The organism is Pseudomonas panipatensis, assembly GCF_900099785.1.
GTDB lineage: Bacteria > Pseudomonadota > Gammaproteobacteria > Pseudomonadales > Pseudomonadaceae > Pseudomonas > Pseudomonas panipatensis.
On sequence record NZ_FNDS01000006.1, the window covers coordinates 238,550 to 260,188 of the forward strand.

The following is a 21,639-nucleotide window of genomic DNA, read 5'->3' on the forward strand; positions in this document are numbered from 1 at the left end:
CATAATTGCCGCAATTCCGCCCTTGGCTGTGAGCCTGCTATGTCGAACGTCGCCGATACCCTTGAAACCCCTGTGGAAGTTCGTGGCAAGGGTCGCAAGAACAATCCCGAGAAGACCCGCGAGGGTATCCTCCAGGCGGCCGTCGCCGAGTTCGTCCAGCAGGGGCTGTCCGGGGCGCGGGTCGATGCCATCGCCGAGCGCACGCATACCTCCAAGCGCATGATCTATTACTACTTCGGCAGCAAGGAGCAGCTCTATGTCGAGGTCCTGGAGAAGCTCTACGGCGATATCCGGCAGACTGAAAGCAAGTTGCATCTGGCCGAGCTGGAGCCGCTGGAAGCGATCCGCCGCACGGTGGAGTTCGCCTTCGACCACCATGACCGCAACATCGACTTCGTGCGCATCGTCAGCATCGAGAACATCCATCACGGCGAGAACGTGAAGAAGTCCACGGTGATCCGCTCGATGAGCAACACCATGCTCCATTCGCTGGCCGAGATTCTTCGCCGCGGCGAGGCGCAGGGGCTGTTCCGCGCCGGCATCGACCCGCTCGACCTGCACCTGCTGATCAGTTCCTTCTGCTTCTACCGCGTGTCGAACCGCAACACCTTCGGCGAAATCTTCCAGATCGACCTGGCCGACGAGCAGGTCAAGCAGCGCCACAAGGCGATGATCTGCGAGGCGGTGCTGCGCTACATCCAGCGCTGAGGCGTGGCGCATTCGCACGGCTCCCGGGGCGCTGCCGGCACCGGTCGGTCGCTCTGCCTGGCCAGGGCCAAGCCGGCGAGATAGCCGAAGGTCATCCCCGGTCCCAGGGTGATGCCGCCGCTGGGGTAGTGCCCGGCCATCACGCTGGCCATGTCGTTGCCCACCGCGAACAGACCGGCAATCGGCTGCTGCCGGGCATCCAGCACCCGCGCCGAGGCGTCGGTGCAGAGCCCGGCGAAGGTGCCGAGGCTGCCCGGCAGCAACTTCACCGCATAGAACGGCCCCTGGCGCAGCGCCCGCAGCGACGGGTTGGGGCGGTTCAGCGGCTCGCCCTGGGCTTTGTTGTAGGCCGAGGCGCCACGCTGGAAATCCGGGTCCTCGCCGCGCGCCGCCTGTTCATTGAAGCGCGCCACGCTGGCCGCCAGTCGTTCGGCGTCGATCCCGCAGCGATCCGCCAGTTCGGCCAGGTCGCGGCCCTTGAACAGATAGCCGCGCCGTTCGTACCAGGCCGCCGGGAAGGGCCAGGGCTTGGCCCAGCCGATGCCATAGCGGCGGCGCGCCTGGCGGTCGCAGATCAGCCAGGCTTCGTGCGGCTCGCCGGCCGGGGTGGCGCGGAACAGCGCATTCATGAAGTCGTGGTAGCAGTCGGCCTCGTTGCAGAAGCGCCGGCCGTCGCGGCGCACGGCGAGGAAGCCGGGCTTGGCGCGGTCGATCAGGTGCGGGAAGTGGCCGAGCGTGCCGTCGCCGCGCGGCACCAGCGACACCGGCGCCCAGGCCCCGGCATGGGCCAGTTCGCCGCTGAGCTGGGCGCCGACCGCTTCGCCCAGGCGCAGGCCGTCGCCGCTGTTCTGCGCTGGCGCGGCGGAGCGGTGCTCGACGCCGTTTGGCGCGTGCGGCATCCATTCGGCGATGCGCGCGGTGTCATGCGGGAAGCCGCCGCAGGCCAGGACCACGCCGCGCCGCGCGCGAACCTCCAGGCCGCCGGCGAGGCGCGCGCCGCAGACACGGCCGTCGGCGCGCAGCAGGGCGTTGGCCGGCGCTTCGGTGAGTAGGCTCACGCCCAGGTCCAAAGCGCTGCGCAGCAGGCGCGCGACCAGGGCATTGCCGTTGACCAGGTGCATGCCGCGCCCGTGGCGGAGCAGGTCGCGGGTATGCCGCAGCAGGCGCCCGGCGACGTAGAGCGCGGCTCTCGGCGAGCGGCTGGCGTTGAAGAAGTTGGCCATGTCGGCGCCGCCGGCGATGCCCATGCCGGCCAGGCTGACGATGTCCAGCGGCGCGCGCAGCTTGTCGATCCACGGGCCGAGCAGGCGGCCATCGAAGGGTTGCGCGCAGAGCGAGCGGCCGCCGCGGACGGCACCGTCACCCTCGTGCATGTCGGGCATGCGGCTGCCGCAGACGAAGCGCACGGCGGTGTGGCGCTGGAAGAACTCGACCATCGCCGGGCCGTGCTGGAGAAAGGCGCGCTGGCGTTCATCGAGGACGTCGCGCTGGGTCTGCGCGCGCAGGTAGCGCTCCGGCGCGTCGCCTTCTTCCAGCAGGCCCTCGGCCACCGCCAGCGGGTTGCGTGGAATCCATAGCCAGCCGCCGGACCAGGCGCTGGTGCCGCCGAGCTGGCTGGCCTTTTCCGCCACTATCACCGTCAGCCCGTGGTGTGCGGCGGTCACCGCGGCGGCCAGGCCGGCGGCGCCGGAGCCGATGACCAGGACATCGCAGTCGAGGATGCGCGTCTGTTGCATGCAAAGCGTCCGAATGGGAGTGGGGCGACGGCCAGCGATTGCCGGGCCGCCGCGACAGGGCTCAGGGCAGCGGCGAGAAGGCGGTCGGCTTGAGCAGGCGCGACTCCAGGCGCAGCACCGCGCCGAGTTCCCGGTTGCGCCGGCCGAATTCCGCCCAGCGCGGGTCGGCGGCCATGCGCGCGCGACAGGCGGCGCGTTCGTCGAGGCTGTCGTAGGCCCAGATGTGCTGGACCTGGTTGGCTTCGCCGAATTCGGTGGTGAAGAAGCCCACCAGGCGTCCCAGGTGCTCACTCTGCACCGGCAGCGCGTGGCTCTGGTAGAGGGCCAGCCAATCGCCCAATTTCAGCGGATCGATGGTGTAGGTACGCAGTTCGTAATACATGTTCAGAGCTCCCGTTGAGTGGTCAGTGCGGCCGGTGCGCGCAGGCGCTCGGCGATGTGCATGGCGGCGATCCAGCCGAAGGTCAGGCCGGGGCCGATGGTGATGCCGGGGCCGGGGTAGGTGCCGCGCATCAGCGAGTTCATGTCGTTGCCGGCGGCGTACAGGCCGGCGATGGGCGCGCCGTCGCGGTCGAGCACATTGGCCTGGGCGTCGGTCAGCAGGCCGCGCGCCGAACCGAGGTCGCCGGTGTGCACGCGGATGGCGTAGTAGGGCGCCTTGCTCAGTGGCGCCAGGCATGGATTGGGCTGGTGCGCCGGGTCGCCCATGTAGCGGTTGTAGCTGTTGCCGCCCTTGCCGAAGGCGCGGTCGACGCCGTCGCGGGCGTCGGCGTTGAAGCGTTCGAGTGTGGCGCGCAGGCCCTGCGGATCGACGCCGATGGCGGTGGCCAGGGCTTCCGGCGAAGCGGCGCGGTGCAGGTAGCCGGCGTCGATCAGTGCCGCGTTGTTCACCGGCTTGGGCCGCGCCAGGCCGAGGCCGTAGGCGTCCATCGCGCTGGCGTCGCAGATCAGCCAGCAGGGCGCGTTGCCGCCGGCGGACGGGTTGCCGGAGAACATCGCCTGGACGAAGTAGTGGTAGGAGTTCGACTCGTTGACGAAGCGCTGGCCGGCGCGGTTCACCGCGATCACCCCGGGCTTGGCGCGGTCGGTGACCAGGTGCGGGAAGCGTTCGCGCTCGCCATTGGCGTGACACAGCTCGGAAACCGGCGCCCAGAAGAAGTTGGCGGCCAGGTCCTGGCCGCTGGCGGCGTTGACCGCTGCGCCCAGGCGCAGGGCGGCGCCGTCGTTTTCCGCCGGCGACATGCTCAGGTGCGGCGAGCCGGTGTCCGGGCGGTTCGCCGCGGCGATGGCGCCAGCGGCGAAGCCGCCCATGGCGCAGACCACCCCGCCGCGCGCGCGCACCCGCTCGACGCCGCCGGCGCGCTGGACCTCGACGCCGAGCACCGCGCCCTGTTCGACGATCAGTGCCTTGGCGGCGCTGTTCAACCACAGCTCGGCGCCCTGGGCGAAAGCGCTGCTGGCCAGCCGCGCGATCAAGGCGTTGCCGGTGGTCAGGCGGGTGCCGCGCGGCTGGCTGAGGCGGTCGAGGCCGTAGCGGGCCAGCAGTTTCAGGCAATGCCAGAGGGACTTCGGCGAGCGGCGGAAGCTGAGGAAATGCTGGATGTCCACGCGATTGACCATCATGCCGCCGAACAGCAGCATGCCCGGCGGCGGCATGCGCAGGTCCTTGAAGCGCTCGCCGAGCCGGCGGCCGTCGTACTCGACCATCTCCAGGGCGCGGCCGAAGTCGGTGGCGCCTTCCTCGTCGGGGTAGTAGTCCGGCGACAGCGGGCGCAGCGCATAGCGCAGCTCGGTGTGCGCCTCCAGCCAGCGCAGCGCTTCATGGCCGCGCTCGATGAAGGCATCGACCAGCGCGGCGTCGTAGCCGGCGCCGATGATTCGCTTCAGGTAGCGGCGCATGGCTTCCGGCGAATCCTCGACGCCAGCGGCGCGGGCCTGGTTGCTGCCATGGATCCAGGCGGCGCCCCCGGAGATCGCCGAGGTGCCGCCGAAGCGGGCGGCCTTTTCCACGATCAGTACGCGCAGGCCATGGCAGGCGGCGGTGGCCGCGGCGGCGAAGGCGGCGGCGCCGCTGCCGAGCACCACGACATCGTATTCGTGGGTGAAGGCGGGACGGGCAATGCTGTTCATGGCCTCAGATCTCCAGCGGCGTCACGCCCATGAAGGCGCCGAGGTTGCCGAGCTGGGCGCGGGCCATTTGCGCGCCGCTCTGGATCGCGCAGCCGCGCGCGCGGGCGGCGGCCAGCAGCGGGGTGATTTCCGGCGCGGTGACCACATCGGCGACCAGGGTGGCGGGGCGCAAGCCATCGAGCAGGGCGGCCGGCAGCGGCAGTTCGCCGCTGTCGCCCATGCCCACTGGCGAGGCGTTGACCAGCAGGTCCAGGCCTTCCAGGCTGGCGTAGCCGGTGTCGATGGTCAGCGCCGGGAAGGCCTTGCCGAGCAGCTCGGCGAGGGCGCTGAGGCGTTCCGCGCCGGGATCGGCAAGCAGCAGCCGGCTGACCCCGGCCTCGGCCAGCGCGTAGGCGATGGCGCTGCCGACGCCGCCGGCGCCGAGCACCAGGGCGCGCTTGCCACGGGCGTCGAAACCCTGGGCGCGGGCCGCGTTGAGGAAGCCTTCGCCGTCGACGTTGTCGCCGAGCAGGCGGCCGTCGGCGTCGCGGCGGATGACGTTGACCGAACGCAGCGCGGCGGCGCGCGCGCTGAGGCCATCGAGGCGCCCGGCGAGGCTCTGCTTGTAGGGCACGGTGACTACGCAGCCACGCAGGTTGCGCCAGCCGCGCAGGCTGGCGAGGAAGGCGTCCAGCGCGTTGTCCCGCAGGTCGATGGCGATCATCGCCAGGTCCCGGCCGTTGGCGGCGAACCAGGTGTTGAAGTTCTCCGGCGATTTCACCTGCGCAATGGGCGAACCGACGATCGCGACCAGTTCGGTCGAACCACGAATCATGCTGACCTCCAGGGGTTCTTGGCGTTGTTCTGCCGCCAAGGTTGCCGCCGTCGGGAGGGTGGCTCAACGCGCTTATCGGGCGTTTGGCGCGTTAATCGCAGCCGACTTGCGATAATCGCACTGCCATGGCGAAATTCCTCATGCCCAGCTGTTCCCAGCGCCCCGCTGGCTGACCATGCTCTGCGGCAGACACCCTGGAGCCTTCTCGTGGACAAGACCGTGATTCACCCGCGCGACCTGATCGCCGGCCTGCAGAAGGGCCTGGCGCTGATGCAGTTGTTCAGCGCCGAGCAACCGCGCCTGAGCGTGCCCGAGGCGGCGCGGCTCTCCGGGCTGACGCCGAGCGCGGCGCGGCGCTTCCTGCTGACCCTGGTGCACGAGGGCTTCGCCGAGACCGACAACCGCCACTACTGGCTGACCCCCAAGGCCTTGCGCATCGGCCAGGCCTACGTCGATTCGGCGCAGTTGCCGCGCATGCTGCGGCCGATCGTCGAGCAGGTGGCGCGGCAGACCCAGGAGCATGTGTCGGTCGGCACCCGCGACGGCGACGAGATCATCCATGTGGTGCGCAGCCGCTACAGCCACATCGCCTCGCTGTCGATCCGCCCCGGCTCGCGGGTGCCGATGTACTGCACCGCCAGCGGCCGGCTGTGGCTGGCGAGCCTGGAGGCGGCGGACCTGCAGGCATACTTCCAGCGCAATCCGCCGCGCGCGCTGACGCCCTATACGCAGACCGACATCGCTGCGCTGACGGCGGAAATCGCCCGGGTCGCGGCCCAGGGCTACAGCCTGGTCGATCAGGAGTACGAGATCGGCATGCGCGTGCTCGGCGTGCCGCTGTGCGATCGCGGTGGCCGGCTCAAGGCGACCCTGGCGATCACCACCCACGCCTCGCGGCTGAACCAGGACGAGTTGCGCCAGCGCTACCTGGCGCCGCTGTATGAGGCGCAGGCCTTGCTGCGGCCGGTGCTGGATTGATGCCTTTGCGTGCGCTGATCGCCCGCCACGGCCCGCCGCCTGGCGCGCCCACGGCATAATGCGCAGCCTTGCGCCCAGCGACTTCCGACGAGCCCCCGCATGACCCTCGACTTCTTCCTGGTGGCCATTCCCGCCGTGCTGCTCACCGGCGTTTCCAAGGGCGGCTTCGGCGGCGCCCTGGGCGGCATCGCCGTGCCGCTGATGGCCCTGGCGATGCCGCCGACCCAGGCCGCCGCGCTGATGCTGCCGATCCTCTGCATGGCCGACATCACCGGGCTGCGGCGTTTCTACGGCAAGTGGGATGTGCGCAACCTGAAGATCATGCTGCCCGGCGCCTTGCTCGGCGTGCTTGCCGGCAGCCTCAGCTTCGGCCTGCTCAGCGAGCGCTTCATCGCCCTGCTGATCGGCGCCATCGCCATCGTCTTCGTCCTGCTCAATGGTCTTACCGCGCGCGCCGCCGCACACCCGGCGCCGGCCGCGGCGGGCAAGGGCGTGGTGCTCTCCGCGATCGCCGGCTTCACCAGCTTCGTCGCCCATGCCGGCGGCCCGCCGATCATGATGTACCTGCTGCCGCAGCAGATGGAGAAGGTGCGCTACATCGCCACAGTGAACCTGTTCTTCCTGCTCACCAACGCCATCAAGCTGCTGCCCTATGCGCTGCTCGGACAGTTCTCCCTGGCCAGCCTGGGCACCAGCCTGCTGCTGGCGCCGGTGGTGGTGCTCGGGGTGTTCCTCGGCATCTGGCTGCAGGACAAGGTCAACCACCTGTGGTTCTACCGCATCGCCCGCCTGGGGCTGCTGGCCACCGGGGTGCAGTTGCTGCTGGAGAATTGGCGCGGCTGAATGAAAAAGCCCCGGCGCGGTCGCTCCGGGGCTTTTGCCAGGGGGGCCGGCGGTTCGCCGGCGCGGGTCAGTTGCCCATGCCGAGGAAATGCGCCTGCATGCGCTCGGCGTCGGCCGGCTGGCCGCTGAACAGTTCGAACGCCTTGACCGCCTGGAACACCGCCATGGTGCCGCCGTCGAGGGTGCGGCAGCCGAGGGCGCGGGCATGCCGCAGCAGTTCGGTTTCCAGTGGGAAGTAGATGATCTCGGCGATCCACAGCTCGGCGCGCAGCAGTTCCACCGGCAGCGGCGTGCCGGGCAGCTTGGCCATACCCACCGGGGTGGTGTTGACCAGGCCGTCGGCGGCGGCCACGGCGGCCGGCAGGTCGCGGCCGACCACGGCGCGGCCGGCGCCGAAGTGCGCGTTGAGGTTATCGACCAGGCCCTGGGCGCGGCTCGGGTCGACTTCGAAGAGGGTCAGTTGCTCGACGCCTTCGCTCAGCAGCGCATGGGCCACGGCAGCGCCCGCGCCGCCCGCGCCCATCTGCACCACGCGGTTGCGGCGCACGTCCGGCAGGCCACGCCGGAAGCCTTCGGCGAAGCCCAGGCAGTCGGTGTTGTGGCCGATGCGCTTGCCGTCGGCGAAGACCACGGTGTTCACCGCGCCGATGCCGCGCGCCTCGTCGGACAGCTCGTCGAGCAGCGGGATCACCGCCTGCTTGCAGGGGAAGGTGATGTTCAGGCCGGTGAAGCCCATGCGCTGCGCGGCGGTGAGCAGCTCGGGCAGGCCGTCGATGCCCAGTTGCAGGCGGTCCAGGTCGATCAGCCGGTAGAGGTAGCGGATGCCCTGGGCATCGCCTTCGTGCTCGTGCAGCGCGGGGGTGCGCGAGGCCTGGATGCCGGCGCCGATCAGGCCGGCGAGTACGGACGGGTGCGAGGTTTTGGCGGTCATGGCGGTCAGGCTTTCAGCAGGTGGGCGAAGTGTTCGATGGCCAGGCGGTAGCCGTTGCTGCCGAAGCCGGCCATGACGCCGACGGCGATCGGCGACACGAAGGAGTGGTGGCGGAAGGCTTCGCGCTTGTGCACGTTGGACAGGTGCACTTCGATCACCGGCAGCTCGACGGCGGCCAGGGCGTCGCGGATCGCCACCGAGGTGTGGGTCCAGGCCGCCGGGTTGATCACGATGCCGGCGCAACGGCCGCGTGCCTGGTGGATCCAGTCGAGCAACTGGCCTTCATGGTTGGTCTGGCGGAATTCCACTTCCAGGCCCTTTTCGGCGGCGCAGGCTTGGCACAGCGCCTCGATGTCGGCCAGCGTTTCGTAGCCATAGGTGGCCGGTTCGCGGGTGCCGAGCAGATTCAGGTTAGGACCGTTGAGAATCAGGAGCGGGAGGGGCATGGGAGGTGTCTCTTGTTGGTCTGGGCAGCCGCTCAGGGGCGGTGCTCTGGAAAATGTACCAAACGGTTACTTTCGTCAATCGGGCGTCAGTGCGCCGGACGCCGCTGGCTTTGTCGTGCGCGCTGTGCGCCAGGCTGCAAGCCACTGCCGGCGCGGCTTGCAGGCCGCGCCGGGGGCGCTGGAAGGTGATGCGGAAGTGTTCGATTATCGAGCGCCGGGCGGCGGCTTCAGTCCCAGCGCGGTGCGAAGTCCGGGCTGACCAGGCGCAGGTGCTTCGGCAGGGCGGCGATGCGCGCGCGATCCTGCTCGTCCAGCCGCAGGCGCAGGGCATCGAGGTTGGACTGCTGGTTGGCCAGGCTGGCGGCCTTGGGAATGGCCGCCACCGCGTCCTGCTCCAGCAGCCAGCTCAAGGCGACCTGGCTGGGCAGCGCCTGGTGCCGCGCGGCGATGTCGCGGATCACCGGCTCTTCGAGCATGCGCCCACGGCCCAGCGGGGTGTAGGCGATCAGTGCCATGTCATGGGCGCGGGCATAGTCGAGCAGGGCCTGCTGGTCGAGCAGCAGGTGGTATTCGACCTGGATCGCCGCCAGCGGCGCGGCCCGTTGCTCGACCACTTCGCGCAGCAGCGCCAGGGGGAAATTGGCCACGCCGATGGCGCGCGCCTTGCCGCTGTCGCGGGCGGCGACCAGGGTGTCGATGCTGCGCCGCAGGTCGTCGCCGGCCAGGCTGCCCTGGTTGCCCGGCCAGTGGATCATGAACAGGTCCAGGTAGTCGCTGCGCAGCGCGCGCAGGCTGTCGTCGAGGGACTGGCGCATGGCCTGCGGTTCCAGGCGATCCCACCAGACCTTGCTGGTGACGTGGATGTCCTCGCGCGGCACCGGGCTGTCGGCCAGGGCCTGGCCGACGGCGTCCTCGTTGGCGTAGCCGGCGGCGGTGTCGATGTGCCGATAGCCCAACTCCAGCGCCTGAAGCACGGCGCGGGTGCAGGTGTCGCCGGTCATCGGCCAGGTGCCGAGGCCGAGCGTGGGCATGTTCAGCCCGTGGCGGTTGCGGATGCGTGGGGGCATGGGGTGGCTCCGTTTTCCGTGGAAGTGGCGCCTGCGGCGTGGCGGCCGGCGATGTAGCCGAAGGTCAGCGCCGGGCCGAGGTTGATGCCGCCGGACGGATAGTAGCCACCGAACACGCTGGCCATGTCGGTGCCGGCGGCATAGAGGCCGGCAATCGGCTGGCCGCTGGCGTCGAGCACGCGGGCCTGGCCGTCGGTCTTCAGGCCGGCGAAGGTGCCGAAGCAGCCGGGCTGCACCTTCACCGCGTAGAAGGGACCGTGCTCGATGGGCGCCACGCAGGGGTTGGCGCCGCCGCGCAGCGGGTCGCCCTGCTTGCGGTTGAAGGGCGTCGAGCCACGCCCGAAGGCCGGGTCTTCGCCGTTGCGCGCGTGGCGGTTGTATTCGCTCACGGTGGCGACCAGGCCGGCGGGGTCGATGCCGCAGGCCAGGGCCAGTTGTTTCAGGCTGTCGCCGCGCTTGAGGTAGCCGCTGCGCACATGCGGCGCCACCGGCAGCGGCGCCGGGCGGGCGTAGCCGAGGCCGTAGCGGCGCTGGAACGCGTGGTCGCAGATCAGCCAGGAGCAGGCTTCCTGGTCCGGTGGCACGGCGGCGATCATCGCCGACACGTAGTCGTAGTAACCGTGGGCTTCGTTGACGAAGCGCTTGCCGTTGGCCAGCACGCCGATGATGCCCGGCTTGCCGCGTTCGATGATGTGCGGGAAGTGCCCGACGTTGCCGTCGCCATGGGGCACCTTGGATACCGGCGCCCAGGCCACCGGCGATCGCAGCCGGGTATCGACCTGGCCACCGGCCGACTCGCCCAGGCGCAGGCCGTCGCCGGAGCAGGAGGCCGGCGGCAGCGCCAGGTTGTCGTGGCCGCTGGCGTCACGCGGGAAGAGCTGGCGCCGGCGTTCGGCATCGTTGGGGAAGCCGCCGGCCGCCAGCACCACCGCGCCGGCGCGGATACGCAGCTCGCCCTGTGGGCTCTGCACGATGGCCCCGCGCACGGCGCCGTCCTCCAGCAGCAGGCGCTTGGCCGGGGTCGATTCCAGCAGTTGCACGCCGAGGTCGGCGGCGGACCTGGCCAGGCGCGCGACCAGCGCCACGCCGTTGACCAGGTGCATGGCGCGGCCATAGCGGGCCAGGTGGTAGAGGTGAGTGAGGAAGCGCCGGGTGACGTGGAGGAAGGCGCGCGGCGAGCGGGTCATGTTGAGGAAGGCGGCGAGATCGGCGCCGGCCATGATCGGCATGCCCATGAAGGAGGTTTCGCGCAGGGTCTTGCGCAGGCGTGGCAGGAGGTCGGCGACTTCGCGGGCGTCGTAGGGCGCGGCGATCACCTGGTGCCCGCCGGTGGCGGCGCCGGGGCTGTCGCCATGCATGTCGGGGATGCCGTTGCCCTCGGCGAATTGCAGCGCGGTGTGCTGCTCGAAGAAGGCCACCATCTGCGGCGCGGCGTCGAGGAAGGCATCGACCCGCGCGGCGTCGTAGTGCTCGCCCAGTTCATGGCGCAGGTAGCGGCGCGGCTGCTCGATGTCTTCCTCGATACCGGCGCGCCGCGCCAGCGGGTTGCGCGGCACCCAGGCCCAGCCGCCGGACCAGGCGGTGGCGCCACCGAACACCGGGGCCTTTTCTACCAGGATGACGTTCTGCCCATGCCAGGCGGCGGTCACGGCGGCGGCCAGGCCGGCGGCGCCGGAGCCGATCACCAGCAGATCGCATTCAAGGGAAGCGGCGGGGGGGACCACGGACATCGGGCAGTGTCTCCGAAGGTAGGGCGATTTTTAGTTTTCTGGAACCGGGTTCCATAATCTTTTTCGGGCGCGACGGACGCAAGGGCCGGGTGTCGAGCCGGCGCAACTAGTGGTCGATAACCGGCCACTCGGGGATTGGGGAGGGGAGACGCAGCAGGGTGGGGCGATCGACCGGGGCGGGCGGATAACCCGTTGCGAGTCATCCGCCCATGGGGCGCTGGAGGCCGCCAGGCGCCCCGCTGCGATCAGATGTGCAGGGCGTGGCCGAGGGCGCGCAGCGCCGCTTCCTGCACCGCTTCGCCGAGGGTCGGGTGGGCGTGGATGGTGCCGGCGATGTCTTCCAGGCGCGCGCCCATCTCGATGGACTGGATGAAGGCCGTGGACAGCTCGGAGACCGCCTTGCCCACCGCCTGCCAGCCGAGGATCAGGTGGTTGTCGCGGCGCGCCAGCACGCGGACGAAGCCGTCGCTGGACTCCAGGGTCATGGCGCGGCCGTTGGCGGCGAAGGGGAATTGCGCCACCAGGCAGTCGGGATGCGCGGCCTGGGCCTGTTCCGGGCTCAGGCCGACCGATACCACTTCCGGGTCGGTGAAGCACACCGCCGGGATCGCCGCGGGCGCGAAGGCGCGGCGCTTGCCGGCGATGAGTTCGGCGACCATCTCGCCCTGGGCCATGGCGCGGTGCGCCAGCATGGGTTCGCCGGCGAGGTCGCCGATGGCCCAGACGTTGCGCATCGAGGTGCGGCACTGTTCGTCGATCTTCAGCGCGCGGCCATTCATGTCCAGGCGCAGGCTTTCCAAGTTCCAGCCGTCGGTGCGCGGCTTGCGGCCGACCGCGACCAGTACCTGGTCGGCGGCGATTTCCACTGTCTCGCCGGCGCCGTTGCGCACGCACAGGGCGTCGCCCGCGGCATTCAGGCCGAGCACGCTGTGCCCGCTGTAGAGCTGCACGCCGAGCTTGCGCAGGGCCGTGGCGACCGGCTTGGTCAGTTCTTCGTCATAGCTGGGCAGGATGCGCGGCTGGGCTTCGACCACCGCCACCTCGACGCCGAGTTTGCGGTAGGCGCTGCCCAGTTCCAGGCCGATGTAGCCGCCGCCGACCACCACCAGGCGCTTGGGCAGGGCCTTGGGCGCCAGGGCTTCGGTGGAGGAGATGACCTTGCCGCCATAGGGCAGGCCGGGCAGCTCGACGCTCTGCGAGCCGGCCGCCAGCAGCAGGTGCTCGCCCTGCACGCGTTGGGTGCCGCCGCCGGCCAGGGCCACGTCGAGGGTCTTGCCGTCGACGATGCTCGCCCAGCCCTGCAGCACCTGCACGCCGTGCTTCTTCAGCAGGGCGGCGACGCCGCTGGTGAGGCGGTCGACGATGCCGTCCTTCCATTCCAGGCTGCGCGCGATGTCGAGGCTCGGCGCTTCGACGCGGATGCCCAGGCGCGATTGTCCGGCGTACTCGCGGGCCTTGTGGAATTCCTCGGCGACATGGATCAGCGCCTTGGATGGGATGCAGCCGATGTTCAGGCAGGTGCCGCCGAGGGCGGCGCCTTCCACCAGTATGGTGGCGATGCCCAGTTGCCCGGCGCGGATGGCGGCGACGTAGCCGCCGGGGCCGCCGCCGACGATCAGCAGGGTGGTTTGCAGCGTCTGGCTCATGCTCACTCCAGGAACAGCGTGGCGGGATGTTCGAGCAGGCCGCGCACGGCCTGGATGAAGGCCGCCGCGTCCATGCCGTCGACCACCCGGTGATCGAAGGACGAGGACAGGTTCATCATCTTGCGCACGACGATCTGGCCGTTGACCACCATGGGCCGCTCGACCATGCGGTTGACGCCGACGATGGCCACTTCCGGGTGGTTGATCACCGGCGTGCTGACGATGCCGCCAAGGGCGCCCAGGCTGCTCAGGGTGATGGTCGAGCCGGACAGCTCATCGCGCTGCGCCTTGCCGCTGCGCACGGCCTCGGCCAGGCGCGTGACTTCCGCGGCGTTGCCCCACAGGTCGCGCGATTCGGCATGGCGCAGCACCGGTACCATCAGGCCGGCGTCGCTCTGGGTGGCGACGCCGACATGCACGGCGCCGAAGCGGGTGATGACCTCGGCCTCATCGTCGTAGCGCGCGTTGAGCTGCGGGAAGTCACGCAGCGCCACCACCAGCGCGCGGATCAGGAACGGCAGCAGGGTCAGCCTGGGCCGCTGCGCGCAGTGCTTGGCGTTGAGGTGCTGGCGCAGGTCTTCCAGGTCGCTGACGTCGATTTCCTCGACGTAGCTGAAGTGCGGGATGCGACGCTTGGCATCGGCCATCTTGCGGGCGATCTGCCGGCGCAGGCCGATCACCGGGATCTGCTGCTCGCCAGCGCGCGCGGCATAGCCGGCAGCGGCGGGCGCGGCGCCCTGGCCATGGGTCAGCCAGGCGTCGAGGTCTTCGTGGAGGATGCGCCCGGCCGGGCCGGAGCCTTGCACGTATTGCAGTTCCACGCCCAGTTCGCGGGCGCGCTGGCGCACCGCCGGCGAGGCCAGCGGCTTCTCGCCCGGCTCGCGGCGCGGCGCGGCGACGGCGGCGGCTGCGACGGCCACGGGCCGCGCGGCGGGCGCCTGCGGGGCCGGGGCGGGAGCCGCCGTCACGACCGGCGCGGGGGGCGCCGCCTGGGGTTGCGGCGCCGCGGTCGCCGGCGCCTCCTTGAGATTGCCGGCGCCTTCGACTTCCAGGCGGATCAGTTCGCCGCCGACCGGCATCACCTGGCCGGGCGCGCCGCCCAGGGCGAGAATCCTGCCGGCCACCGGCGAGGGAATCTCCACCGTCGCCTTGTCGGTCATGACTTCGGCGAGAAGCTGGTCCTCGGCGACGCTATCGCCGACCTTGACGTGCCATTCCACCAGTTCGACTTCGGCGATGCCTTCACCGATGTCCGGCATCTTGATGACGTGAATGCCCATTCAGACCTCCATGACGCGCTTGAATGCCGCGCCGACCCGTGCCGGCCCGGGGAAGTAGGCCCATTCCTGGGCGTGCGGATAGGGCGTGTCCCAGCCGGTGACCCGTTCGATGGGCGCTTCCAGGTGGTGGAAACAGTGCTCCTGCACCAGTGACATTAGCTCGGCGCCGAACCCGCAGGTGCGCGTGGCTTCGTGGACGATCACGCAGCGGCCGGTCTTCTTCACCGAGTTGACGATGGTTTCCAGGTCCAGCGGCCAGAGGCTGCGCAGGTCGATGATCTCGGCGTCGAGGCCGCTTTCGTCGGCGGCGGTCTGGGCGACGAACACAGTGGTGCCGTAGGTCAGCACGGTCAGCTCGCTGCCGGGCCGGGCGATGGCCGCGCGGTCCAGCGGCACCTTGTAGTAGCCCTCCGGCACCTGGCTCAGCGGGTGCTTCGACCAGGGCGTCACCGGGCGTTCGTGGTGGCCGTCGAAGGGGCCGTTATACAGGCGCTTGGGTTCGAGGAAGATCACCGGATCGTCATTCTCGATGGCGGCGATCAGCAGACCCTTGGCGTCGTAGGGGTTGGAGGGCATCACCGTGCGCAGGCCGCAGACCTGGGTGAACATCGCTTCCGGGCTCTGGCTGTGCGTCTGGCCGCCGTAGATACCGCCGCCGCAGGGCATGCGTACGGTCATCGGGCAGATGAAGTCGCCGGCCGAGCGGTAGCGCAGGCGCGCGGCTTCGGAGATGAGCTGGTCGGAGGCCGGGTAGACGTAGTCGGCGAACTGGATTTCCACCACCGGGCGCAGGCCGTAGGCGCCCATGCCGACGGCGGCGCCGACGATGCCGCTCTCGGAGATCGGCGCGTCGAACACCCGCGAGGTGCCGTATTTCTTCTGCAGCCCTTCGGTGCAGCGGAACACGCCGCCGAAGTAGCCGACGTCCTGGCCGAACACCACCACGTTGTCGTCGCGCTCGAGCATGATGTCCATCGCCGAGCGCAGCGCCTGGATCATGGTCATGCTGGTCACGGCCTGGGCCTGTTCAGGTTGCGCATTCATGGCATTCATACCCCGAGCTCCTGGCGTTGCCGGCGCAGGTGCTCCGGCAATTCCGCGTAAACGTCGTCGAACATGCTGGCGGCACTGAAGACGTGCCCATCCACCAGCGAACCGTGGCTCTCCGCCTCTTTCTGCGCGGCGATGATTTCGCCTTCCAGCTCCTTGTGCAGCGCCTGCTGCTGTTCCTCGGACCAGATGCCCAGGCCGATCATGTGCTGCTTGAGGCGGGCGATGGGGTCGCCGAGGGGGAAGTTGGTCCAGTCGTCGGCCGGGCGGTATTTCGACGGGTCGTCCGAGCTGGAGTGCGGGCCGGCGCGGTAGGTGACCCACTCGATCAGGCTCGGCCCGAGGTTGCGCCGGGCGCGCTCGGCGGCCCATTGCGAGGCGGCGTAGACCGCCAGGAAGTCATTGCCGTCGACGCGCAGCGAAGCGATGCCGCAGCCCACGCCACGGTTGGCGAAGGTGGTGCCTTCGCCGCCGGCGATGGCCTGGAAGGTGGAGATCGCCCACTGGTTGTTGACCACGTTGAGGATCACCGGCGCGCGGTAGACGTGGGCGAAGGTGAGGGCGGTATGGAAGTCCGATTCGGCGGTGGCGCCGTCGCCGATCCAGGCCGAGGCGATCTTGGTGTCGCCCTTGATCGCCGAGGCCATGCCCCAGCCCACCGCCTGGATGAACTGGGTGGCGAGGTTGCCGGAGATCGAGAAGAAGCCCTTGGCCTTGCTCGAATACATGATCGGCAACTGGCGGCCCTTGAGCGGGTCGGCCTGGTTGGAGAGCAACTGGCAGATCATCTCCACCAGCGGGTATTCGCGGGTGATCAGGATGCCCTGCTGGCGGTAGGTGGGGAAGCACATGTCGCCGTCGCGCAGGGCCAGGGTATGGGCCACGGCGATGGCCTCCTCGCCCAGGCACTGCATGTAGAAGGACAGCTTCTTCTGCCGCTGCGCGGTGATCATGCGGGCGTCGAAGATGCGCGTCTTGAGCATGGCGCGCAGGCCGCGCCGCAGTTGCTCGTGGCTCAGTTGCGGGTTCCACGGGCCCAGCGCCTGGCCGTTATCGTCGAGCACCCGCACCAGGCTGTAGGCCAGCTCGCTGGTCTCGGCCGGTTCGACGTCGATGGCGGGTTTGCGCACCGTGCCGGCGTCGGACAGGTGCAGGTAGGAAAAGTCGGTCTTGCAGCCCGGCCGCCCGGTGGGTTCGGGGACGTGCAGGCGCAGGGGGGCGTAATCGGTCATGGGAGTCTCCAGTCGCGCGAGTGATCGGGGGAAGGGCGGATCAGCGGAGGGGAGAGGCGAGACTGGGCGGGTGCAAGCGCTGGAAGCGCAGGAGGCAAGGGAGGCTGCCGCCGGTGCTGACATCACTCATGGTGAGGTCCTCATGTTTTGTTCTTGTGATTTCAGTATAGGCGTGACCGGCTGGTTTTTTGCTCCAATTTGACTAGCTTTAAGCAAGCTGTTTAGTGTGTTTGAACTACAAAAACCACGATTCGTAGATAGGTACTCCATGGCCGAACTGGACCGCACCGACCTCAAGATTCTCCGTGCCCTGGCCGACGACGGCCGCCTGAGCTGGCGCGACCTGGCGCAGAAGATCGGCCTGTCGCTGACCCCGACCCTGCGGCGGGTGCGCCGCCTGGAAGAGGAGCATTACATCCAGGGCTACTTCGCCCGGCTCGACGAACAGCGCCTGTCCGGCGCCATGAGCGTGTTCGTCTCGGTCAGCCTGGAGAAGCAGACCGGCGACTACCTGGCGCGCTTCGAGGAACGCATCGTCCAGGCGCCCCAGGTGATGAGCTGCTTCCAGATGACCGGCGATGCCGACTACATGCTGCGCGTGGTGGTCAAGGACCTGGCGGCTTACCAGGCCTTCCTCACCGAAACCCTGACGCAGATTCCCGGGGTCGCCGGGATCAAGTCGGCCTTCGCCCTGAAGTCGGTGATGCTGCGCTCGGCGCCGCCGATCTGAGCGGCGGCGGGCGCGTGGCCGGGGGATGGAAAGAAGGTCGCCTAAGCGTAATTCAGTGGGGGTGCAAGCCCCTTATTGTTACGTCGTGCGTAGCAATCTCTTGTCGGATCGCTTCTGTGTGCAGGCGCGGGCTTCAACTAAATTTACTCCACGGGGTTGGTGAAATGCCCGCCAGGCCCCGGATACCGGAGATCCCACCATGAAACGCGCTCTGCTTTGCCTGCTCGCCGTCCCCCTGGCCGTTACCGCCCTCAGTGCCGCCGCCGTCGAGGCGCCCGTGGTCTACCAGTACGGCATGAAACTCGATGTGGCCCACGTCATCAGCATCGACCAAGCCAATGACCGCTGCGAAGTGGCCCCGGCCAGAATGACCTACCTCGACTCCCACGGTCAGCAACACGTCCTGCAGTACCTGCGTCAGACCGAGATGTGCAGCGATATCTGAGGCTGTCGCTACGGGCGGCGCCTTGCCGCCGCCCGCGCCTCCGCCAGTCTCCCCTCAACGCCCTGCGCCACCCCCGCCGTCACTGCCTTCGCGCTGCAAGCGCGGCCAATCGGCTATCTGCAACAACACGTCGCTCAACGCCTGGGCGGCGCTGGACAGCTTGTGCTCGGCCAGCCGGAGCAGGCCGACGCGCCGCTCCACGCTGGGCTCGCTGAGGTCCACGCAACGGGCACCCAGTTCCTCCATCTGCCGCACGCACAAGCGCGGCACCGCGCTGACTCCCAGGCCCTGGGCGACCATGCGGCCGATCGTCACCAACTGGTGGCTCTCGAACGCCACCGCCAGGCGTCCGTGGCTGGCGGCGACGCTGTCTTCCAGCAGCAGGCGCACCGCCGACGGACGTTGCAGGGTGATGAAGGGCTGCGTCAGCAGTTGCGTCCAGGTCAGCCGCGAGTGCCCGGCCAGGGGTGAGTCGGCTGGCACCACGGCGACGAAGCGATCGGTGTAGAAGGGCTGGAAGTCCAGGCCATCGAGGCTTTCCGGCTCGAAGGCGATGCCCAGTTCGACGCGCCTGTTGCGCACCATTTCCAGCACCTGTTCGTTGATCACATCGTGCACGGCCACGTTGACCTTCGGGTAACGGTCGCGGAAGGCCTTCAGCGCCGACGGCAGCAGGTTGCCGGCGAAGGAGGGGATGGCGGCGATCGAGACCTTGCCCAGTTGCAGGGTGAAGTGCTGGCGCAGCAACTCTTCGGCGTTGTCCCAGTCGGCCAGCAGGCGCCGGGCGATCGGCAGCAGGGTCTCGCCCTCCGGCGTCAGCGCCACGCTGCGCGTGGTGCGCACCAGCAACTGGCCGCCGAGGGATTCCTCGAGGTTCTTGATCGCCAGGCTCAGGGCCGGTTGCGACAGATGCAGGCGCTCGCCGGCCTGGGCGAAGCTCAGGCTCTGCGCCACGGCGAGGAAGGCGCGCAGTTGCTTGACGGTCATTGATTTGCGAAACCGATTAATCGATTGGAAAAACAAACTTAACAAATCAGTTCGTTGCGGTGAAGCTGCAGGCACTCTTCGACCGCCGGGTCGGAAACCATAATCACAAGAGGCAGCAGCAGATGGCAGGACTCGACAAGCGGGTGGGCAGTTACGCGGAGGCCCTCGCCGGGCTCACCGATGGCATGACGGTGGTGGCGGGCGGCTTCGGCCTCTGCGGCATCCCGGAAAACCTCATCGCGCAGATCCGTCGCCTGGGCGTGAAGGGCCTGACCGTGGTGTCGAACAACTGCGGCGTCGATGGCTTCGGCCTCGGCGTGCTGCTGGAAGACCGGCAGATCCGCAAGATGATCGCCTCCTACGTCGGCGAGAACGAACTCTTCGAGCGCCAGTTGCTCTCCGGCGAGCTGGAAGTCGAACTGACTCCGCAAGGCACCCTGGCCGAGAAACTGCGCGCCGGCGGCGCCGGCATCCCGGCCTTCTTCACCGCCACCGGCTACGGCACCCCGGTCGCCGACGGCAAGGAAGTGCGCGAGTTCAACGGCCGCCCGTACATCATGGAGCAGTCGATCACCGGCGACTTCGCCATCGTCAAGGGCTGGAAGGCCGACCACTACGGCAACGTCATCTACCGCCACACCGCGCAGAACTTCAACCCGGTGGTCGCCACCGCGGGGCGCATCACCGTGGTCGAGGTGGAGGAGATCGTCGAGCCGGGCGAACTGGACCCGACGCAGATCCACACCCCTGGCATCTACGTCGACCGCATCATCCAGGGCTCCTTCGAGAAGCGCATCGAGAAGCGCACCACTCGCTAAGTATCGGCTGCCTTCAACCGTCATCGAACAAGAGAAGAGATTCAGACCATGGCACTGACCCGCGAACAGATGGCTCAGCGCGTCGCGCGCGAGCTCAAGGACGGTTACTACGTGAACCTGGGCATCGGCATCCCGACCCTGGTGGCCAACTATGTGCCCGAGGGCATGGAAGTGATGCTGCAGTCGGAGAACGGCCTGCTCGGCATGGGCGCCTTCCCCACCGAGGCCGAGGTGGACGCCGACATGATCAACGCCGGCAAGCAGACCGTCACCGCCATCAAGGGCGCATCGATCTTCTCCTCGGCGGAGTCCTTCGCGATGATTCGCGGCGGCCACGTCGACCTCACCGTGCTCGGCGCCTTCGAGGTGGACGTGCAGGGCAACATTGCTTCCTGGATGATCCCCGGCAAGCTGGTCAAGGGCATGGGGGGCGCCATGGACCTGGTGGCCGGCGCCGACAACATCATCGTCACCATGACCCACGCCTCCAAGGACGGCGAGTCCAAGCTGCTCGAGCGCTGCTCGCTGCCGCTGACCGGCGCCGGCTGCATCCGCAAGGTGCTCACCGACCTGGCCTACCTGGAGATCGACAACGGCACCTTCATCCTCCGCGAAACCGCGCCCGGGGTGAGCATCGCCGAGATCGCCGAGAAAACCGCCGGCCGTTTGATCGTGCCGGACGACGTGGTCGAAATGACCTTCTGAATCCCCCCTGTAGGACGCGCTCGGGCGCGCTCCTACGATCGTCCGCTTGGGAGAACGAGACATGCAAGACGTAGTGATAGTCGCCGCCGCGCGCACCGCCATCGGCAGCTTCCAGGGCAGCCTGGCGAACATTCCCGCCCATGAACTGGGCGCTGTGGTCATTCGCGCGCTGCTGGAACGCAGCGGCGTGAAAGCCGAGCAGATCGACGAAGTCATCCTCGGCCAGGTCCTCACCGCCGGCGCCGGACAGAACCCGGCACGCCAGGCCGCGATCGGCGCCGGTCTGCCGGTCGAGGTGCCGGCGATGACCATCAACAAACTCTGTGGCTCGGGGCTGAAATCGCTGTTCCTCGCCGCCCAGGCGATCCGTTGCGGCGACGCCGAGATCGTCATCGCCGGCGGCCAGGAGAGCATGAGCCTGGCGCCCTATGTGCTGCCCAAGGCCCGCACCGGGCTGCGCATGGGCCATGCGCAACTGCAGGACAGCCTGCTGCGCGATGGCCTGATCGACGCCTTCAACGACTACCACATGGGCATCACCGCGGAGAACCTCGCCGAGCGCTTCGAGATCAGCCGCGACGCCCAGGACGCCTTCGCCGCCACCTCGCAGCAGAAGGCCGTCGCGGCCATCGAGGCAGGTCGCTTCCGTGACGAAATCGTTCCTGTGTCGATTCCCCAGCGCAAGGGCGAGGCGCTGGCCTTCGACACCGACGAGCAGCCGCGCGCCGGCACCACCGCCGAAGCGCTGGGCAAGCTCAAGCCGGCGTTCAAGAAGGACGGCAGCGTCACCGCTGGCAACGCCTCGACCCTCAACGACGGCGCCGCCGCGGTGCTGCTGATGAGCGCGGCCAAGGCCCGACAGCTCGGCCTGCCGATCCTGGCGCGCATCGCCGCCTATGCCAGCGCCGGGGTCGATCCGGCGATCATGGGCATCGCCCCGGTGCCGGCGACCCGCCGCTGCCTGGACAAAGCCGGCTGGCAACTCGCCGAACTGGACCTGATCGAGGCCAACGAAGCCTTCGCCGCGCAATCGCTGGCGGTGGGCAAGGAACTCGGCTGGGACGCGGCCAAGGTCAACGTCAACGGCGGAGCCGTCGCCCTGGGGCACCCGATCGGCGCTTCCGGTTGCCGCGTACTGGTCAGCCTGCTGCACGAAATGATCCGCCGCGATGCCAGCAAGGGCCTGGCCACCCTGTGCATCGGCGGCGGCCAGGGCGTCGCCCTGGCACTGGCGCGCGACTGACGGCGGCGTTCGCCTGAGGGGGCGCGCAAGCGTCGCGCCCCATTGCGCGGATCACCCGCTCGGGGCGATCCGCAGCACCCGGCAATACCTGTCAGCGGTCCTGCCGTAACCACGCCTGCG

21 protein-coding genes are annotated in these 21,639 nt (G+C 69.1%); 8 read left to right on the top strand and 13 right to left on the bottom strand.

What is annotated here, in order from left to right; all coding sequences use genetic code 11:
• Positions 1 to 39 precede the first annotated feature (39 nt).
• Complete coding sequence (locus BLQ74_RS15725) at positions 40 to 708, top strand: TetR/AcrR family transcriptional regulator (protein ID WP_090263766.1); 669 nt, start codon at positions 40 to 42, stop codon at positions 706 to 708.
• On the opposite strand, the gene BLQ74_RS15730 is transcribed toward BLQ74_RS15725, so the two are convergent.
• From BLQ74_RS15730 to BLQ74_RS15745, 4 genes are all read right to left on the bottom strand, one after another.
• On the bottom strand, positions 693 to 2,444 hold the full coding sequence (locus tag BLQ74_RS15730) for an FAD-dependent oxidoreductase (protein WP_090263768.1): 1,752 nt from the start codon (positions 2,442 to 2,444) through the stop codon (positions 693 to 695). The two genes, BLQ74_RS15725 and BLQ74_RS15730, sit on opposite strands and share 16 nt — an antisense overlap.
• A gap of 61 nt (positions 2,445 to 2,505) precedes the next feature.
• Positions 2,506 to 2,826, bottom strand: a complete 321-nt coding sequence (locus BLQ74_RS15735) for an NIPSNAP family protein (protein WP_090263770.1) — start codon at positions 2,824 to 2,826, stop codon at positions 2,506 to 2,508.
• Between the two features lie 2 nt (positions 2,827 to 2,828).
• Positions 2,829 to 4,574 (bottom strand): FAD-dependent oxidoreductase, encoded by a 1,746-nt coding sequence (locus BLQ74_RS15740; protein WP_090263772.1) that lies wholly within the window; start codon positions 4,572 to 4,574, stop codon positions 2,829 to 2,831.
• A gap of 4 nt (positions 4,575 to 4,578) precedes the next feature.
• Positions 4,579 to 5,388 carry a shikimate dehydrogenase family protein gene (locus BLQ74_RS15745; protein ID WP_090263774.1) on the bottom strand — a complete coding sequence of 270 codons (810 nt, stop codon included), beginning with the start codon at positions 5,386 to 5,388 and terminating at the stop codon, positions 4,579 to 4,581.
• Positions 5,389 to 5,595: 207 nt separating this feature from the next.
• On the opposite strand from BLQ74_RS15745, the gene BLQ74_RS15750 reads away from it, so the two are divergent.
• Complete coding sequence (locus BLQ74_RS15750; RefSeq protein WP_090263776.1) at positions 5,596 to 6,366, top strand: IclR family transcriptional regulator domain-containing protein; 771 nt, start codon at positions 5,596 to 5,598, stop codon at positions 6,364 to 6,366.
• A 99-nt stretch (positions 6,367 to 6,465) separates the two neighbouring features.
• Positions 6,466 to 7,209: a sulfite exporter TauE/SafE family protein gene (locus BLQ74_RS15755; protein WP_090263778.1), complete on the top strand. Its 744-nt coding sequence runs from the start codon at positions 6,466 to 6,468 to the stop codon at positions 7,207 to 7,209.
• A 67-nt stretch (positions 7,210 to 7,276) separates the two neighbouring features.
• Here the strand turns inward: BLQ74_RS15755 and BLQ74_RS15760 are convergent, their stop codons facing one another.
• The 8 genes from BLQ74_RS15760 to BLQ74_RS15795 all read right to left on the bottom strand — a co-directional run bounded on the left by BLQ74_RS15760 (position 7,277) and on the right by BLQ74_RS15795 (position 16,591).
• Positions 7,277 to 8,140 (bottom strand): shikimate dehydrogenase, encoded by an 864-nt coding sequence (locus tag BLQ74_RS15760; RefSeq protein ID WP_090263780.1) that lies wholly within the window; start codon positions 8,138 to 8,140, stop codon positions 7,277 to 7,279.
• A gap of 5 nt (positions 8,141 to 8,145) precedes the next feature.
• The gene (gene aroQ / locus BLQ74_RS15765; protein WP_090263782.1) at positions 8,146 to 8,586 is read right to left on the bottom strand and encodes a type II 3-dehydroquinate dehydratase; all 441 of its coding nucleotides are present in this window, start codon (positions 8,584 to 8,586) and stop codon (positions 8,146 to 8,148) included.
• 227 nt (positions 8,587 to 8,813) lie between these two features.
• Complete coding sequence (locus BLQ74_RS15770) at positions 8,814 to 9,653, bottom strand: aldo/keto reductase (RefSeq protein ID WP_090263784.1); 840 nt, start codon at positions 9,651 to 9,653, stop codon at positions 8,814 to 8,816.
• Positions 9,620 to 11,383, bottom strand: a complete 1,764-nt coding sequence (locus tag BLQ74_RS15775) for an FAD-dependent oxidoreductase (RefSeq protein WP_090263786.1) — start codon at positions 11,381 to 11,383, stop codon at positions 9,620 to 9,622. The genes BLQ74_RS15770 and BLQ74_RS15775 overlap by 34 nt, the downstream gene beginning before the upstream one ends.
• A gap of 245 nt (positions 11,384 to 11,628) precedes the next feature.
• The gene (lpdA, locus tag BLQ74_RS15780; RefSeq protein WP_090263789.1) at positions 11,629 to 13,029 is read right to left on the bottom strand and encodes a dihydrolipoyl dehydrogenase; all 1,401 of its coding nucleotides are present in this window, start codon (positions 13,027 to 13,029) and stop codon (positions 11,629 to 11,631) included.
• Positions 13,030 to 13,031: 2 nt separating this feature from the next.
• Positions 13,032 to 14,309 carry a dihydrolipoamide acetyltransferase family protein gene (locus BLQ74_RS15785; protein WP_090263791.1) on the bottom strand — a complete coding sequence of 426 codons (1,278 nt, stop codon included), beginning with the start codon at positions 14,307 to 14,309 and terminating at the stop codon, positions 13,032 to 13,034.
• Positions 14,310 to 15,362, bottom strand: a complete 1,053-nt coding sequence (locus tag BLQ74_RS15790) for an alpha-ketoacid dehydrogenase subunit beta (RefSeq protein WP_090263793.1) — start codon at positions 15,360 to 15,362, stop codon at positions 14,310 to 14,312.
• On the bottom strand, positions 15,359 to 16,591 hold the full coding sequence (locus BLQ74_RS15795; RefSeq protein WP_090263795.1) for a 3-methyl-2-oxobutanoate dehydrogenase (2-methylpropanoyl-transferring) subunit alpha: 1,233 nt from the start codon (positions 16,589 to 16,591) through the stop codon (positions 15,359 to 15,361). Before BLQ74_RS15795 ends, BLQ74_RS15790 begins: the two co-directional genes overlap by 4 nt.
• A 268-nt stretch (positions 16,592 to 16,859) precedes the next feature.
• Here BLQ74_RS15795 and BLQ74_RS15800 point away from each other — a divergent pair, with 268 nt between their 5' ends.
• Together BLQ74_RS15800 and BLQ74_RS15805 are read left to right on the top strand one after the other, a co-directional pair.
• Positions 16,860 to 17,321 (top strand): Lrp/AsnC family transcriptional regulator, encoded by a 462-nt coding sequence (locus BLQ74_RS15800; protein WP_090263797.1) that lies wholly within the window; start codon positions 16,860 to 16,862, stop codon positions 17,319 to 17,321.
• Positions 17,322 to 17,520: 199 nt separating this feature from the next.
• A complete protein-coding gene (locus tag BLQ74_RS15805; RefSeq protein WP_090263799.1) occupies positions 17,521 to 17,766 on the top strand; it encodes a DUF2790 domain-containing protein in 246 nt (81 codons plus the stop codon).
• A 54-nt stretch (positions 17,767 to 17,820) separates the two neighbouring features.
• Here BLQ74_RS15805 and BLQ74_RS15810 read toward each other — a convergent pair whose 3' ends face one another.
• Positions 17,821 to 18,753, bottom strand: coding sequence for a LysR family transcriptional regulator (locus BLQ74_RS15810; protein ID WP_090263801.1), 933 nt, complete (start codon positions 18,751 to 18,753; stop codon positions 17,821 to 17,823).
• Between the two features lie 122 nt (positions 18,754 to 18,875).
• Here BLQ74_RS15810 and BLQ74_RS15815 point away from each other — a divergent pair, with 122 nt between their 5' ends.
• The 3 genes from BLQ74_RS15815 to BLQ74_RS15825 all read left to right on the top strand — a co-directional run bounded on the left by BLQ74_RS15815 (position 18,876) and on the right by BLQ74_RS15825 (position 21,519).
• Entirely contained in the window at positions 18,876 to 19,571 is a 696-nt protein-coding gene (locus tag BLQ74_RS15815; protein WP_090263803.1) for a CoA transferase subunit A, read from the top strand.
• Between the two features lie 48 nt (positions 19,572 to 19,619).
• Complete coding sequence (locus BLQ74_RS15820) at positions 19,620 to 20,276, top strand: CoA transferase subunit B (protein WP_090263805.1); 657 nt, start codon at positions 19,620 to 19,622, stop codon at positions 20,274 to 20,276.
• Between the two features lie 61 nt (positions 20,277 to 20,337).
• Positions 20,338 to 21,519: an acetyl-CoA C-acetyltransferase gene (locus BLQ74_RS15825; RefSeq protein ID WP_090263807.1), complete on the top strand. Its 1,182-nt coding sequence runs from the start codon at positions 20,338 to 20,340 to the stop codon at positions 21,517 to 21,519.
• Positions 21,520 to 21,639 lie beyond the last annotated feature (120 nt).